Source organism: Brachybacterium halotolerans subsp. kimchii (genome assembly GCF_020792675.1).
In the GTDB taxonomy this organism is placed as follows: domain Bacteria; phylum Actinomycetota; class Actinomycetes; order Actinomycetales; family Dermabacteraceae; genus Brachybacterium; species Brachybacterium halotolerans.
The window spans coordinates 3,429,473-3,445,065 of sequence record NZ_CP086254.1 but is presented as its reverse complement, the minus strand read 5'-3'; the positions used below and the strand labels follow the sequence as shown (position 1 = coordinate 3,445,065).

Here is a 15,593-nt window from a genome sequence, read left to right as displayed (position 1 = left end):
GGGTGTCGCACAGCGTGTATGTCGCCAGTCCGGAGGGCATGACCGGGAAGTCGAGCGTCGCGCTCGGCCTCCTCGAGGCCCTCGCCGCCCGCTCCGATCGCGTGGGGGTGTTCCGACCCGTCTTCAAGGCCGAGAGCGCGGGGCCGGAGGGGTCCCGGCCCGACGGCCCGAGGCCGGCGGGCTCCCGTGACCACAGGGACTACTCGGTCGACCTGCTGACCTCCCATCCGGCCGTCGACCAGAGCTACGAGGAGGCCCTGGGCGTCGACTCCCGCCGGGCCCTCGCGGACCCGGACGCCGCGCAGGAGGAGATCCTCGCGAAGTACCACGAGCTCGCGCAGCGCTACTCGGCGCTCGTCGTGCTCGGCTCCGACTACGATGACATGGCGAACCCCACCGAGCTCGCCTTCAACGCGGAGGTCGCCGCGAACCTCTCGGCGCCCGTCGTCATCGTGGTCTCGGGACTGGACCGCACGCCCGATCAGGTCGCGGCGCTCGCGCAGGTCAGCGTGCAGGAGTTCGCCTCCCACCACGCGATGCCGATCGCGCTGGTCGCGAACCGCAGCGATCCCGAGCAGCTCGAGGCGACCCGCGAGGCCGTCTCCGCGCGGCTGCCCGCGGGCGTGGTCGTCGCCGCGATCCCGGAGAACCCGGTGATCATGGCGCCCACCGTGCAGGCGCTGAAGGACGCGGTGGGCGGCACCCTGGTCCAGGGCAATCCCGAGTGGCTGGGACGCGTGGCCCTGGGCAACCTTGTCGCCGCGATGAGCCTGCCCAACGTGCTGCGGCGCCTCACGGAGAACTGCACGGTGATCGCCCCCGGCGACCGCTACGACCTGCTGCCGGGGCTGTTCCTCGCCCAGCAGTCGGGCACCTTCCCCGCGCTCAGCTCGATCGTGCTGACCGGCGGCTACGAGATCCCGGGCGAGGTCACCCGCCTCATCGAGGGCGTGCAGCAGGACCTGCCGATCATCGCCACCGAGGACTCGACCTACGAGGCTGCGGTCGCGATCGCCGGCACCCACGGCCGTCTCACCGCCGACAGCCCGCAGAAGCTCGACGCGGCGCGCCGCGCGGTCGCCGAGCACCTGCCCATGGACGAGCTCCTCGAGACCCTGGACGTGACCCGCAGCGACGTGGTCACGCCGATGATGTTCGAGTTCGAGCTGCTCGCGCGCGCCCGTGGCGAGAAGAAGACGATCGTGCTGCCCGAGGGCGACGAGCCGCGGATCCTCGCGGCGGCCGCGGCCATCCTGGCCCGGGGCGTCGCGGACCTCGTGCTGCTGGGCGAGGAGACCACGATCCGCTCGCGCGCCGCGCAGCTGGGCCACGACATCTCCGAGGCCTCCGTGATCTCCCCGCACGACCCGGAGCTCGTGGAGCGGTTCGCCGCCGAGTACGCGCGCCTGCGCGCGAAGAAGGGCGTGACGCTCGAGCAGGCCCGGGAGAAGGTCCAGGACGTCTCCTACTTCGGCACCATGATGGTGCAGCTCGGCACGGCGGACGGCATGGTCTCCGGCGCCGTCCACTCCACGGCCCACACCATCCGCCCGAGCTTCGAGATCATCAAGACGAAGCCGGGCGCGAAGATCGTCTCCTCGGTGTTCCTCATGGCCCTGCAGGACCGTGTGCTCGTCTACGGCGACTGCGCGGTGAACCCCGATCCGACTGCCGAGCAGCTCGCGGACATCGCCGTGCAGTCCGCGGAGACCGCCCGTCAGTTCGGCATCGACCCCCGCGTCGCGATGCTCTCCTACTCCACGGGCAGCTCGGGCTCCGGGGCCGACGTCGACAAGGTCCGCGAGGCGACCGCCGCGGTCCGCTCGCAGCACCCGGACCTGGACGTGGAGGGGCCCATCCAGTACGACGCGGCCGTGGACGCCTCGGTCGCGAAGACGAAGCTGCCGGACTCGGCGGTCGCGGGCCGGGCGACGGTGTTCGTCTTCCCCGACCTGAACACGGGCAACAACACCTACAAGGCGGTGCAGCGCTCGGCGGGCGCGATCGCCATCGGACCCGTCCTGCAGGGCCTGAACAAGCCCGTCAACGACCTCTCCCGCGGAGCGCTCGTGGACGACATCATCAACACGGTCGTGATCACCGCGATCCAGGCGCAGGCCGCGGACCAGGCCGGCACGACCCCCACCCAGGAGGACGCATGAGCACCCCCAGCACCCCCGACGCTCCCGGATCCTCCGACGCCGCCGAGCTCGGCCCGGGCGCCCCGTCCGCGGGCACCTCGACCGTGCTCGTGGTGAACTCGGGCTCCTCGTCCCTGAAGTTCCAGCTGCTCGACCCGCTCGCGGGCGAGGTCTTCGCCTCGGGCATCATCGAGCGCATCGGCCTGGACCAGGGCATGGGCCGCATCACCGCCGGTGAGGCGTACGGCGCACACCAGGGCGAGGTCCCGGACCACGTCGTCGCCATGCAGATCGTCATGGAGCTGTTCGACCAGGTGGGCCTGGCCCTCGAGGACGCGCACGTGGTCGCCGTCGGCCACCGGGTCGTCCAGGGCGGGGCGCGCTTCTCCGCGCCCACGCCGATCGACTCCTGGGTGCGCGACCAGATCGCCGACCTCAGCTCGCTCGCGCCCCTGCACAATCCGCCGGCCGTCGACGGCATCGACGCGGCACGCCGGATGCTCCCGGACATCCCGCACGTGGCCGTGTTCGACACCGCCTTCTTCGCGGACCTGCCCGCGGCCTCCCGCACCTACGCGCTGAACAAGGGCGTCGCGGACGAGTACCGGATCCGCCGCTACGGCGCCCACGGCACGAGCCATCAGTACGTCTCGAAGAAGGTCTCCGAGCTGCTGGCCTCCGAGGGGAAGGACGCATCGCGTCTGCGCCAGATCGTGCTCCACCTGGGCAACGGCGCCTCCGCCTCCGCGATCGCCGGCGGCGCGCCCGTCGACACCTCGATGGGTCTCACCCCGCTCGAGGGCCTGGTCATGGGCACCCGCACGGGCGACATCGACCCGGCGGTCTTCGTGCACCTGCACCGCAGCGCGGGCATGAGCGTCGAGGACATCGACACCCTGCTCAACAAGCGCTCGGGCATGCAGGGCCTGTGCGGCATGAGCGACTTCCGCGACATCACCCAGGCGATCCGCAACGGCGACGAGACCGCGGAGCTCGCCATGCAGGTCTACGTGCACCGTCTGCGCAAGTACCTGGGCTCCTACGCCTTCGCGCTCGGCGGGCTGGACGTCATCGCGTTCACCGCCGGCATCGGCGAGAACGTGCCCGAGGTCCGCGAGCGAGCCCTCGCGGGCCTCGAGAGCTTCGGCATCGTGCTGGACCGCGAGCGCAACGCCGAACGAGCACCGGGCATCCGCACGATCTCGACCGACGACTCCCCCGTGCGGGTCCTCATCGTCCCCACCGACGAGGAGCTCGAGATCGCCCAGCAGGCCATCGCCGTCGCGCGGGGCTGACGCCTCCCGCGTCCGCTCCTTCTCCCCTCCCGTCCCTCCCTCCCCTCCTCACCTCCTGAAAGGGTCACCATGACCGTCCCGCCCCCTGCCTACGGCCCCTCGAGTTCGTACCCCTCCGAGCCCGCCTACCAGGCGCCCCCGAAGAAGCGCGGGCTGAAGCGCATCATCTTCGGCGCGCTCGGCATCGTCGCGAACCTCATCGGGCTGGTCGTGATGCCGATCATCGCGCTGGGCATCGTGGCGGTCGCGATGGTCTCGAACGTCGAGGCGACGTCATTGGGCTCCTCGAGCGCGAGCATGGAGAGCTCCGGCGGGGTGTCGATGTACTACGTGTTCGTCCCGACGGAGGAGGCCTCGGACGCGCGCTGCAGCGTCTCCAGCCCGGGCGGGTCTTCCCTCGAGGAGCAGTCGAGCTCCGAGGGGATGGAGGCCACGGTCGACGGCACGTCCTATACGTCGGTCGGGCTCTTCACGTCCCAGAGCGCCGAGACCATCACGATCACGTGCGACGGCGCGAGCGACGTGGCCGTGGCCGACGTCGGTCTGACGGGCGTCCTCGTGGGGTTGGGCGTCGGCTTCGGCATCCCGATCCTGCTCGGCATCATCGCGCTGATCCTGCTCATCTGGGGCATCGTCGCGCGCGTGCGCTCCTCCCGGCAGATCCGCGAGCACATGCAGCAGCACCAGCAGTTCCAGGGCTACCCGCAGTACTGATCCGACCGACGGGGCCGTTCCGTCGGCCGACGGGGCTCAGCGCGCGTCGAGCGCCGCGAACAGGGCGCCGGCGAGCCCGTAGCCCGCGCGCGCCTCGGCGAGGAACTCCTCCTGCACGGCGGGATCCGTGATGTCGTCCAGGCGCGCGCGGTAGGCGTCCTTGACGCGCTTGGGCGCGTCGATCTCCGAGAAGTCCCACATGGTCAGCTGCTCGCGCGGCACGGCGTAGTGCCGCGCGACGAGCGCGCCGATGGCCTGCCCGCCCGAGAGGTCGCCGAGGTAGCGCAGGTAGTGGTGCGCGAGCAGCGCCGGCACCGAGGCGGTGCGGATGCGCTCCGCGTATGCGAGTGTCGCGGGCAGCGGCGCGGTGAGGGAGACGCCGTCGACCACGGGATCGGCGGTGCCGAAGCGCGCGGCGAGATCCCCGCGGATCGCCTCGGCGCGGGCGAGCCGCGGGTCGTGGAACGACGCGGCGAGCGCGGAGCGTGCGGCGGCCGCCTCGATCGCATCCTCGAGCGCGGCATAGAGCGGCAGGTACTGGCCCAGCAGGCGCCAGTAGTCGAGCTCCCCCAGCTCACCGCCCATGAGCGCGGTGATGAAGCCCTTGCTCTCGGCGTCCGAGTGCTCCGTGCGCGTGGCCTCGCGCAGGCGCTGGGCGAAGGGTGCGGCGGGGGTGTCCAGAGCTGTCATCGTGCGTCTCCCGGGAGTAGGGCCACTTCGTTCTGACGGGGCGTCAGGACAAGTGGACCACGAGCGACGAGACGACGCAAGGGCACCCTTACCCAGTGGACAGGTTCGACGGCGTACGGGGCACACCGGCTCCACGACCGGGCACGCTGCACGCGTCGACGCTCGGCACCGCGGGATCGCGATCAGCGGGTCGTGACGACCTCGATGCGCTGGAACTCCTTGAGCTCCGTGTAGCCGGTGGTCGCCATCGCGTGGCGCAGAGCGCCCACGAGGTTCGTCATGCCCTCGGCGCTCAGGCCGGGGCCGAAGAGGATCTGGTCCAGCGGGGCGACGGTGCTGACCTCCACGCGGTGACCGCGCGGCAGCGTCGGGTGATGGGCCTCGCTCCCCCAGTGGTAGCCGCGGCCGGGAGCCTCCTCGGCGCGCGCGAGGGCCGCGCCGACCATCAGGCCGTCGGCCCCGCAGGCGATCGCCTTGACGAGGTCGCCGCTGCGGCCCAGACCGCCGTCGGCGATGACGTGCACGTAGCGGCCGCCGGACTCGTCCATGTAGTCGCGTCGCGCGGCGGCCACGTCGGCCACGGCGGTCGCGAGCGGGACCTGGATGCCCAGGGTCTCGCGGGTGGTGTGGGAGGCGCCGCCGCCGAAGCCGACCAGCACGCCCGCGGCGCCCGTGCGCATGAGGTGCAGGGCCGCGGTGTAGGTCGCGCAGCCGCCCACGATCACGGGGACGTCGAGCTCGTAGATGAATCGCTTGAGGTTCAGCGGCTCCCGCCCCGAGGAGACGTGCTCCGCCGAGACGGTCGTGCCACGGATGAAGAACAGGTCCACGCCCGCGTCGACGACGGTGCGCCAGTGCTCCTGCGTGCGCTGCGGCGAGAGGGAGCCAGCGGCGGTCACCCCGGCCTCGCGCAGCTGGCGGATGCGCTCGGTGATCAGCTCGGGTTTGATCGGCTCCTCGTACGCCTCGCGGAGCACGCCGACGACCTCATCCTCGGTCGCCGAGGTGATGCGGTCCAGCTGGGGCGTCGGGTCCTCGTAGCGGGTCCACAGGCCCTCGAGGTCGAGCACGCCCAGACCCCCGGCGCGTCCCAGGGCGATCGCGACCTCTGGAGAGACGACCGAGTCCATGGGGGCCGAGAAGATCGGGATGTCGAAGTGGTAGGCGTCCACCTGCCAGGCGGTGGAGACGTCCTCGGGGTCCCGGGTGCGCCGGGAGGGCACCACCGCGACGTCGTCGAAGCTGTATCCGCGGCGTCCCCGCTTGTTCCGGCCGATCTCGATCTCGCTCATCACCATGACAGTCTACCGGGGCTCCTCACAGCGGCCAGCTCAGCGGCACGTCGGGCGTCTTGCCCTTCTTCTGCAGGAACTCGTTGAAGTTCTTCGCCCAGTCCAGGTGCCAGGCGATCTGCTGCTGGTGCAGCTCGGCGAGACTCGTCCCCTCCAGCTGCGGGAAGGCGGAGACCTGGGCGCGCAGCACGTCGAGCGTGCCGGAGACGTCGACGTCGGCGGTGTGCAGCCTCCCGTCGGTGACCACGCCGTAGTGCTCCATGAGGGCGCTCAGGGTGCGCTTGCCCTTGCGGAAGCGGTCCACGCCGCGGTCGATGACCAGCGGGTCGAGCATCGGGGCGACGTCGTGCCCGAGGCGCTCAGCCAGGGTGGGCAGCCCCAGACGGCGCAGCTCGTTCTCGAGGATCTGGAGGTCGAAGCTGCCGTTGAAGGCGACGAGCGGGACGTCCTTCGCGAGCGCCTCGGCCAGCATGCTCGCGACCTCGTCGAGCGCGGGCGCGGGCTGCATGCCGTGCTCGCGGGCGTGCTCGGTGGAGATGCCGTGCACCTTCCGGGCGGGCTCGGGGATCTCGACGCCCGGGTCGATCAGCCAGGTCGCGATCGTCTCGTTCTCGCGCCCCGGACCGGCGGAATGGACGAGGGCCGCGGTGACAATGCGGTCCTGCGCGACGTCGGTCCCGGTGGTCTCGGTGTCGAAGCCCAGCAGCGGGGCCTGCGTCCAGGAGGTGCTCATGGCGTCAACCCTATGCGCGGTCCCCGACGTCCGAGACCGCGCCGTGGGCACTGTGGACGACGGGGGTGTGGGGAGGACGCGCGTGTGGGGAGGACCGGCGTGGGGAGGACCGGTGTGGGAGGACGGCCTCGGGGCGTAGGGTCGGTGCGCATGAACGCTCCTGCGCCGTACCTGCACTTCCCCGGCACCGCCCGCGAGGCCCTGGAGTTCTACCAGGGGGTCTTCGGCGGCGAGCTCAGCGCGCACACGGCCGCCGAGATGGGCCGCGAGGACCTGCCGGGCGACGCCGTCGCCCACGCGCAGCTGCGCGGCCCGGTCACGCTGTACGCCTCGGACTCCGTGGGCGACGCCCCGCTGCGGCTCGAGGGCCTCATGCTCGCCCTGCTGGGCGCCGCGGACCCCACGACCCTGCGCACGTGGTTCGCCCATCTCGCGGCCGACGGGGAGGTCGTCGAGGACCTGCAGCGTCGCCCCTGGGGAGCGTCCGACGGGCAGGTCCGGGATCGTTTCGGCGTGCTCTGGCTGATCGGCTACGAGCACAGCGGCGACACCGACCCCGCCGCCCGGGCGGAGTAGCGCTCGCGGCGAGCGCTCAGTGCGCCGAGTAGTTCGGCGCCTCCATGATCGCGGCCATGTCGTGGGGGTGGGACTCCTTGAGTCCCGCCGGGGTGATGCGCACGAACTGGCCGTTCTCCTTGAGCTCGCCCACGGTGTTCGCGCCCACGTAGAACATGGACTGGTGCAGGCCGCCCGCGAGCTGGTGCAGCACGGTGCCGAGCTTGCCGCGGTAGGAGACGCGCCCCTCGATGCCCTCGGGGACGATCTTGTCGTCGCTCTCGACGTCGGCCTGGAAGTAGCGGTCCTTCGAGAAGGACTTCTTGCCGCGCGAGGCCATCGCGCCGAGCGACCCCATACCGCGGTAGGACTTGAACTGCTTCCCGCCCACCAGCACGATCTCGCCCGGGGACTCCTCGGTGCCCGCGAGCAGCGAGCCCAGCATGACGGTGTCCGCGCCCGCGACGAGCGCCTTGGCGATGTCGCCCGAGTACTGGAGGCCGCCGTCGCCGATCAGCGGGACGCCCGCGGGCTTCGTGGCCTTGGAGGCCTCGTGGATGGCGGTCACCTGCGGGACGCCGACGCCCGCGACCACGCGCGTGGTGCAGATGGAGCCGGGCCCGACGCCGACCTTGACCGCGTCGGCCCCCGCGTCGACGAGCGCCTGCGCGCCCGGGCGGGTGGCGACGTTGCCGCCGATGACCTGCACGCCGGCGAAGGCCTTGTCGCTCTTGATGCGACGGATCATCTCGAGGGCGAGGCGCGCGTGGCCGTTCGCGGTGTCGACGACGAGCACGTCGACCCCCGCCTCGGTCAGCGCGCCCGCGCGCTCCAGGGAGTCGCCGAAGAAGCCGACGCCCGCACCGACCAGCAGGCGGCCCTGGGCGTCCTTCGAGGCGTCGGGGAACTGCTCGGACTTCACGAAGTCCTTGACGGTGATGAGGCCGGTCAGGCGGCCGTCGGCGTCGACGAGCGGGAGGCGCTCGCGCTTGTTGCGGCGCAGCCGCGCGGTCGCCTCCTCCTGGGAGACGTCGCTGGGAGCGGTGAACAGCTCGGTGGTCATCACGTCGCGCACCCGGGTGCTCGCCCAGTCGGCGACGGGGATGAAGCGCAGATCGCGGTTGGTGCAGATGCCCAGCAGGCGCTCGTCGGCGTCGACCACGGGGAGGCCGGAGACGCGGTACTGGCCGCAGATCTCGTCGAACTGCTCGAGCGTCGCGTCGGGGCCGATGGTGACCGGGTTGGAGATGCGGCCGGTCTGGGTGCGCTTGACGAGGTCGACCTGGTGGGCCTGGTCCTCGATGGAGAGGTTGCGGTGGAGGATGCCGATGCCGCCGTGGCGGGCCATCGCGATCGCCATCCGCGACTCCGTGACGGTGTCCATGGCCGCGCTCGCGAGCGGCACGCGCAGGGTGATCTCGCGGGTGAGACGGCTCGAGGTGTCCACCTCGGAGGGGATCACATCCGTCTCGCCCGGCAGCAGCAGGACGTCGTCATAGGTCAGGCCGACAAAACCGAAGGGGTCCGCACTCGTCATGCACCGATGCTACTCGGGGTTCCGGGGGCACCGGCAGGGCGCTGGGACGTGGGACGGGCCACGCCCCGGAGCCCGCAGGGGACCGGTCGGGCCGACGGCGGATCAGTCCTGGTGCCGCAGCTCCTCTCCCGTGAGATCCCCGGGCCGCGCGGGCTCCTTGCCGCCGAGGACCCGCCGGCGGCGGTCGAACTCGGCGAGGAAGGCTGACGGGTCGTCCTCGTAGGCCTGCTCCCAGGGCATGCCGATCCGGGCGGCGGACTCCTGGTCCAGCGCGATGCGGTGCGCGCGGCGGTGAGCGGTCACGAGCACCGCGCGGGGCGGCTGCACGGGCAGCCCCGCGTGCGCCTGAAGGGCGCGGAAGCCGTCGAAAGAGGCCGCGTCCCAGCCGGACTCGGGCACCACCCACTCCTCGCCGTCGGCGAAGGCGATCACGCCGATCCCGCCGCGCACCGCGTCGGCCTCGATGCGCACCACGTCCGTGCTCGCCCGCACCTCTGCCGTGCGCAGCCCGCGGATTCGGCGCAGCGTCCCGCTCGCGGGGTCGAGGAGGACGGCGCGGTGCACGATGATCAGCGGCACCAGCGCCCACACCGCGACGAGCGCCCACACCGCGAGCGCACCCACGAGGTACTGCACGATGCCCGGCGCGAGCAGGCGCACCAGCAGGTCGTCCTCCCCCGCCCGCAAACGCCCGAACCTCCACGCCTGGATGCCCGCGGCGGGGAACGCGCCCAGCAGCAGGGCGAGCAGCGGCAGCCCGATGAGCGCGCCGGGCAGGTACCGGGCACCCAGGGTCGGGCCGACGACGAGCCGGCCGCGGCGCGTGCGGCGGGGCCGGGGCTCGGCGGCGGGGCCGGATGCGGCCGGGCCGGATGCGGCGGGGTCGGGGGCCGCGCTCATGGAAGCTCCTGCATGCTGCGGAACGCGCGGTCCCGGCCCGTGACGGGATCGGTGAAGGCGAGCTCCTGGGAGAGCAGCGCGAGGGGCGCTGTCGCAGGGACGGTGCGCGGGTAGAGGTCGTCGCCCGCGATCGGTGTGCCCCGATGAGCGAGCTGGGCGCGCAGCTGATGGGTGCGGCCGGTGCAGGGGTGCAGTCGCAGCACGATGCTCGCGCCGCCCGCCCCGGCGGCGCTCACGTCGGCGTCGGCCGCCTGCAGCACCTCTCCCTCGGTGAAAGCGTTCGGCTCTCCGGGGACGACGCGCGTCTGCAGCTGCCCGTGGGTCTTCTCGAGCCGGTCGTGCATCGTGAACCGCTCCCCCGCGCGCTGCGGGATCTGCACGACCCCGCTCGCCTCGACCCGCGCGAGGTACGTCTTGCGCACCGCGCCGCGAGCGAAGAGCCCCTGGTAGGCGGCGCGCTCGGCCGGGACGGTGCCGAAGGCGAGCACGCCGGCGGTGCGTCGGTCCAGGCGGTGCAGCGGCGCGAGGGTCTCGATGCCCGTAGTGCGGCGCAGACGGACCAGTGCGCTCGCGAGCACGTGGGCCCCGCGCGGCATGGTCGCCATGTCGTGCGGCTTGTCGACGACCAGCAGGTGCGCGTCGTGCAGCAGGATCCGCGGGTCCGGGCCGGCGACGTCCTCGTCCCGCAGCTCGCGGTGGAACCAGAGCTCGTCGCCGGGCGCGACGGGATCGGACGCCGACCAGGCACGGCCGTCGGCCCCCACCACCTCGCCCGCCTCGAAGCGGGAGGCGAGGGACGTGGCCTCCGGATCGAGCAGCGCGGGGAAGCGGGCCGCCAGGGCGTCGAGGGCGCGCGGCGCATCCGCAGCATCCGCAGTGTCCGCAGTGTCCGCAGCGTCCGTCGGCCCGACCTTCCAGCGCACGGGGTCCAGGCCGTGCCGCTGGGACAGGGGCGGTGCTGCGCGACGCGCCCGGCGCCGGGCGGCGCGGCCCATCACAGGCCCCAGATCGCGAAGGTCACCGCATTGTGGGCGATGTAGAAGAGCACCAGCAGCGCGAGCAGAAGGTTCGGGTGGGCCTCGGCGAGCGAGATCCAGTCGCGATGGGTGCGGCGCAGCTCCTCGACGCCGATGGACTCGATCTGCTCGATGGGGACCCCGGCCCCGCGGGCGCGCCGCAGCGTCTCGAGCTGGGCGCGGGGGCCGAACACGCGGCCGGAGACGACGGCAAGGCGCGTGCCGTCGGGCCGCAGCAGCTCGAGCGCGTCGAACATGGATCCGGAGTCGAGCAGCTCGGCGGCCCGGCCGGGGCGCCGGATGTCGCGGATCGCGACCACGCTGCCCACCTCCTCCCAGTCCGCGGTGCGGGTGCGGCGGCACAGGCCGCGCAGGCGGAAGCCGTGCTCGTCGACCTGCAGCCAGATGGTGAGGGTGCGCAGGGCCCACGCGATCGTCACCACCAGCACGATGATCCAGATCAGCAGGGGGAGGGTGAAGACGGCGTCGTGGCCGAGGCGCGCGTCGTGCCAGAGGTGCTGGCCCAGGAAGCTCGTGAGCACCAGGAACTCGAGCACGCCCGCGCAGAGCGCGGCGGTGATGAGGGTGCCGACGACGCCGCTCGCGGCGGGCCCGTAGACGCGCTCGGGCATCGCCTCGGGGGCATCCGAGCTGATGGGGTCCACGGCGCTCCCTTCGTCCCTGCTCCGTGCCTGCGGCGTGCATGCTGCGTGGGTGGCGGCGGCGTGCTGGGATGCTCTGCCGACTCGCCGACGGGTACTGATTCTAGGGTCCCGCTCCCCCGTCCCTGGGAGCACTCCGCATCGCGTCGCGCACCGCGCGGAACGGGCGCTCGCGGACCGATGATCGCCCGGCCCCGGACAGCGCGGCGCCCCGCCGGAAAGGTTCCGACGGGGCGCCGCGCTCGAGGGGCGGAAGGGGACTCAGTCGTCCTCGTCCTCGTCCTTCTTCTCGACCACGAGGGTCTCGGTGGTCAGCACCAGCGCGGCGATGGAGGCCGCGTTGCGCAGGGCGCTGCGGGTGACCTTCACCGGGTCGATGATGCCGGCCTTCACGAGGTCGACGTACTCGCCGGTCGCGGCGTCGAGGCCGTGGCCGACCTCGGACTCCTTGACCTTCTCGACGACGACGTAGCCCTCGAGGCCCGCGTTCTCGGCGATCCAGCGCAGCGGCTCGACGAGCGCCTTGGCGACGGCGCGCGCGCCGACGGCCTCGTCGCCCGACAGGCCCTGCTCCTCGGAGAGGACGGAGGACGCCTGCACGAGCGCGCTGCCGCCGCCCGCCACGATGCCCTCCTCGATGGCCGCACGAGTCGCGGAGACCGCGTCCTCGATGCGCATCTTCTTCTCCTTGAGCTCGACCTCCGTGTGGGCGCCCACCTTGATGACGGACACGCCGCCGGCGAGCTTGGCGAGGCGCTCCTGGAGCTTCTCGCGGTCCCAGTCGGAGTCGGTGGCCTCGATCTCGGAGCGGATCTGCGCGACCCGGTCCGCGACCGCCTGGTCGTCACCGGCGCCGCCCACGATGGTGGTGGTGTCCTTGGTGACGACGACACGGCCGGCGTGGCCCAGGACCTCGGTGCCCACGGACTTGAGGTCCAGGCCGAGATCGGGGGTGACGACCTGGGCGCCGGTGAGCACCGCGATGTCCTGGAGCATGGCCTTGCGGCGGTCGCCGAAGGCCGGGGCCTTCACGGCCGCGCCCTTGAAGGCGCCGCGCAGCTTGTTCACGACGAGCGTGGACAGCGCCTCGCCGTCGACGTCCTCCGAGATGATGAACAGCGGCTTGCCGGACTCGACGACCTTCTCGAGCAGCGGGAGGATGTCGGCCACGGCCGAGATCTTCCCCTGGTTGAGCAGGACGTAGGCGTCCTCGAGGACGACCTCCTGGCGGTCCGCGTCGGTCACGAAGTGCGGGGAGATGTAGCCCTTGTCGAACTGCATGCCCTCGGTGAAGTCCAGCTCCATCGCCGTGGTGGAGGACTCCTCCACGGTGATGACGCCGTCCTTGCCGACCTTGTCGAAGGCCTCGGCGAGCAGCTCGCCGATCTCGCGGTCCTGGCTCGAGATGGCGGCGACGTCGGCGATCTGGTCCTTGCCCTCGATCTCGATGGCGACCTCGCCGAGCCTGGCCGAGACGGTCTCGACCGCGGACTCCATGCCGCGCTTGAGCGCGGAGGGAGCGGCGCCGGAGGCGACGTTGCGCAGGCCCTCGTGCACGAGCGCCTGGGCGAGCACGGTCGCGGTGGTGGTGCCGTCACCGGCGACGTCGTTCGTCTTGGTGGACACCTCCTTCGCGAGCTGCGCGCCGAGGTTCTCGTAGGGATCCTCGAGCTCGACCTCACGGGCGATGGTCACGCCATCGTTCGTGATGGTGGGCGCGCCCCACTTCTTGTCGAGGACGACGTTGCGGCCCTTGGGGCCGAGCGTCACCTTGACGGTGTCGGCGAGCTTGTCGACCCCGCGCTCGAGGGCGCGGCGTGCTTCCTCGTCGTAGATGATCTCCTTGGCCATGGATCAGGCCTCGACGATCGCGAGGATGTCGCGGGAGCCCAGGATCAGGTACTCCTCGCCGGAGTACTTCAGCTCGGTGCCGCCGTACTTCGAGTAGACGACCTTGTCGCCGACCTTGACGTCCAGCGGGATGCGCTGGCCCTTGTCGTCGAAACGGCCCTCGCCGACGGCGACGACGGTGCCCTCCTGGGGCTTCTCCTGGGCGGTGTCGGGGATGACCAGACCGGACGCGGTGGTCTGCTCCGCCTCGGTGGGCTGGACGACGACGCGATCCTCGAGGGGCTTGATGGAGACCGACATGCGGCTCACTCCTTCGTGTTCTAAGACTCGACGTGAGTTCTGGACGGGTTCCCGGTCCTGGTCGTCGTCGCGGTGCCGACCCGGGGGAGCCCGGTCGCGGCGGCCATCTGGCACTCTCGGCCGATGACTGCCAACGCGCCCACTCTAGAACCCGCTCTGGCACTCGCGCAACACGAGTGCTAACCCTCGGGACGGCTGTTCGCCCTGGGCCGACGGCGGTGCCCGGCAGGCGGGCCGGCACGGAGCGGGCTCAGCGCCCCGCGGCGTCGAGGATCTGCGCGACGACCTCGGGCCCGAACTCGTAGACGGGGCGCTCGGGGTCCTCGAGGGTGTCGCCGCCGCTGGCCCACTCGGCGCTCGTGGCGCGGACCCCGGGGGCGCCGGGGACGTCGATCTCCACGAGCTGCGCGCCCGAGCGCGCGCCGGCCCGTTCGACGCCGCCGGGGGCGAGCGGGTCCACCACGTTGGTGATCCCGGGGCCGACGAGCACCGGGATGCCGGCGATGCTGCCCGTCATCGGATGGTGGTAGTGCCCGGACAGGATCGCGCGCACGTCGCTGCCCGCGAGGACGTCGGCGAGCGCGTCGAGGCCGTCGAGGTCCAGGCCCCGCAGCAGGGGCGTCGCGCCGACGAGCGGCGGGTGGTGGATCGCGAGGACCGTCGGCCCGGCCGCCTCTCCCCCGTCGGCCGCTCCCTCGGCGGCCGGCGCGGCGAGAACCTCGCGCAGCCATTCGAGCTGCTCGGGGTCGAGGTGCCCGTATCCGGCGCCCGGGACGCTCGAGTCCAGGACGATCGCGCGCCCTCCGCGGGGCAGCGCGTGGACCCTGTCCTGCCAGGGTCCGCCGTGGTCACCGGGGCCCGCGACCTCGGCGTAGGCGGAGGGGACGTCGTGGTTTCCCATCGTGACCACGAGCGGCGCGTCGAGCGACGCGGCGAAGGGGTCGAGGATCTCGTGCAGCAGGCGGTAGCTCGCGACGCTGCCGTCGTCCGAGGCGTCGCCCGTGTGGACCACGACGTCGACTCCCTCCATCCCGCGCACGCGCGCGAGGAGGGCGCGCAGGGCGGCGGCGGTGTCGATGCGGTCGTAGTGGCGGGAGGCCGGGTCTCCGTAGAGGTGGGTGTCCGTCAGCTGCAGGATGCGCATGGCGCCACCTTACGAGGGGAGGCCGACGGCGCGGACCCGTCCCGGCTCAGCCGTGGTGCCCGAGCAGGCCGAGCGCGAGGAACACGAGCCCCGCGACGGCGAGGCCGGCAGCGATCCACGGGCGCGGATCGGCGCGCGCGAGACGGTCGCTGAGGCGGGTGATCCGTCGGGCGAGACGGGGGAAAGCCTGCCAGGCACGGGCGGCGAGCAGGTAGGGGCCGGTCAGGGCGGCGAGGAACACGGCGTACTCGAGGACCTGCAGGGCGATCACGGGGGTCGCGGCGGTGATGACGCGGCCGGTGATGTACATGGTCGCCATCCCGCTGAGGCTGGACATGGCCTCGCCCGTGCCGATCGCGACCAGCCGGGCCGGGGTCTCGCGGCGCGGGGGTCGATGAGTCCTCGGCCGACGGCGCCTCGCGCTGCGCGCGAGGACGAGAGCGGCGAGGAGCAGCAGCACACCGGCGACCAGATCGACGCCGCGCCGCACGAGCAGGCGCTGGGCGTCGGTCTTCGCGAGCGCCGTGAGCGTCTCGGGGTCGACCACCCGGAAGAGCAGCAGATAGATCGTCGCGCCGAGGGCGAGGCCCGCGCACATCCAGGTGATCGAGCGCGCGGCACGGGATGAGGTGGTGAGGAGGTGCAGCGTGATCCCCGCGGTCGACGGGCTGAAGCCGAAGACGAGCCCGAGGCCCACGAGGCTCACGGCCGCCGCGATCAGCGCGTGCATGCCCTCCCCCTCCCCCTGTCGTGGACACCTTCG

The 15,593-nt window shown here is 72.4% G+C and carries 15 protein-coding genes; 4 read left to right on the top strand and 11 right to left on the bottom strand.

The genetic code is table 11. The features are described from left to right. The first annotated feature begins 2 nt into the window (after positions 1 to 2). From pta to Bra3105_RS15350, 3 genes are all read left to right on the top strand, one after another. The gene (gene pta / locus Bra3105_RS15360; protein WP_228357594.1) at positions 3 to 2,162 is read left to right on the top strand and encodes a phosphate acetyltransferase; all 2,160 of its coding nucleotides are present in this window, start codon (positions 3 to 5) and stop codon (positions 2,160 to 2,162) included. After that, entirely contained in the window at positions 2,159 to 3,436 is a 1,278-nt protein-coding gene (locus Bra3105_RS15355) for an acetate kinase (protein ID WP_228357593.1), read from the top strand. Before pta ends, Bra3105_RS15355 begins: the two co-directional genes overlap by 4 nt. A 69-nt stretch (positions 3,437 to 3,505) precedes the next feature. Then, positions 3,506 to 4,150, top strand: coding sequence for a hypothetical protein (locus Bra3105_RS15350; RefSeq protein WP_228357592.1), 645 nt, complete (start codon positions 3,506 to 3,508; stop codon positions 4,148 to 4,150). 36 nt (positions 4,151 to 4,186) lie between these two features. On the opposite strand, the gene Bra3105_RS15345 is transcribed toward Bra3105_RS15350, so the two are convergent. From Bra3105_RS15345 to Bra3105_RS15335, 3 genes are all read right to left on the bottom strand, one after another. Continuing rightward, positions 4,187 to 4,840, bottom strand: coding sequence for a biliverdin-producing heme oxygenase (locus tag Bra3105_RS15345; RefSeq protein ID WP_228357591.1), 654 nt, complete (start codon positions 4,838 to 4,840; stop codon positions 4,187 to 4,189). A gap of 182 nt (positions 4,841 to 5,022) precedes the next feature. Further along, the gene (locus Bra3105_RS15340) at positions 5,023 to 6,132 is read right to left on the bottom strand and encodes a GuaB3 family IMP dehydrogenase-related protein (RefSeq protein WP_228357590.1); all 1,110 of its coding nucleotides are present in this window, start codon (positions 6,130 to 6,132) and stop codon (positions 5,023 to 5,025) included. 25 nt (positions 6,133 to 6,157) lie between these two features. Continuing rightward, positions 6,158 to 6,865: an exonuclease domain-containing protein gene (locus Bra3105_RS15335; RefSeq protein WP_200503666.1), complete on the bottom strand. Its 708-nt coding sequence runs from the start codon at positions 6,863 to 6,865 to the stop codon at positions 6,158 to 6,160. A gap of 150 nt (positions 6,866 to 7,015) precedes the next feature. On the opposite strand from Bra3105_RS15335, the gene Bra3105_RS15330 reads away from it, so the two are divergent. Then, a complete protein-coding gene (locus Bra3105_RS15330; protein WP_200503667.1) occupies positions 7,016 to 7,441 on the top strand; it encodes a VOC family protein in 426 nt (141 codons plus the stop codon). A 16-nt stretch (positions 7,442 to 7,457) separates the two neighbouring features. Here Bra3105_RS15330 and guaB read toward each other — a convergent pair whose 3' ends face one another. From guaB to Bra3105_RS15290, 8 genes are all read right to left on the bottom strand, one after another. Continuing rightward, positions 7,458 to 8,957: an IMP dehydrogenase gene (gene guaB, locus Bra3105_RS15325; protein ID WP_228357589.1), complete on the bottom strand. Its 1,500-nt coding sequence runs from the start codon at positions 8,955 to 8,957 to the stop codon at positions 7,458 to 7,460. Positions 8,958 to 9,059: 102 nt separating this feature from the next. Beyond that, positions 9,060 to 9,857 carry a hypothetical protein gene (locus Bra3105_RS15320; RefSeq protein WP_267061843.1) on the bottom strand — a complete coding sequence of 266 codons (798 nt, stop codon included), beginning with the start codon at positions 9,855 to 9,857 and terminating at the stop codon, positions 9,060 to 9,062. Beyond that, positions 9,854 to 10,852: a pseudouridine synthase gene (locus Bra3105_RS15315; RefSeq protein WP_267061842.1), complete on the bottom strand. Its 999-nt coding sequence runs from the start codon at positions 10,850 to 10,852 to the stop codon at positions 9,854 to 9,856. The genes Bra3105_RS15320 and Bra3105_RS15315 overlap by 4 nt, the downstream gene beginning before the upstream one ends. After that, entirely contained in the window at positions 10,852 to 11,538 is a 687-nt protein-coding gene (locus tag Bra3105_RS15310; RefSeq protein WP_228357588.1) for a hypothetical protein, read from the bottom strand. The genes Bra3105_RS15315 and Bra3105_RS15310 overlap by 1 nt, the downstream gene beginning before the upstream one ends. Positions 11,539 to 11,796: 258 nt before the next feature. Continuing rightward, entirely contained in the window at positions 11,797 to 13,386 is a 1,590-nt protein-coding gene (groL, locus tag Bra3105_RS15305; RefSeq protein WP_228357587.1) for a chaperonin GroEL, read from the bottom strand. A 3-nt stretch (positions 13,387 to 13,389) separates the two neighbouring features. Further along, on the bottom strand, positions 13,390 to 13,686 hold the full coding sequence (gene groES, locus Bra3105_RS15300; RefSeq protein ID WP_152351674.1) for a co-chaperone GroES: 297 nt from the start codon (positions 13,684 to 13,686) through the stop codon (positions 13,390 to 13,392). A 250-nt stretch (positions 13,687 to 13,936) separates the two neighbouring features. After that, positions 13,937 to 14,830, bottom strand: a complete 894-nt coding sequence (locus Bra3105_RS15295; RefSeq protein WP_228357586.1) for a metallophosphoesterase family protein — start codon at positions 14,828 to 14,830, stop codon at positions 13,937 to 13,939. 46 nt (positions 14,831 to 14,876) lie between these two features. After that, positions 14,877 to 15,560, bottom strand: coding sequence for a GAP family protein (locus Bra3105_RS15290; protein WP_228357585.1), 684 nt, complete (start codon positions 15,558 to 15,560; stop codon positions 14,877 to 14,879). Between the last annotated feature and the right edge of the window lie 33 nt (positions 15,561 to 15,593).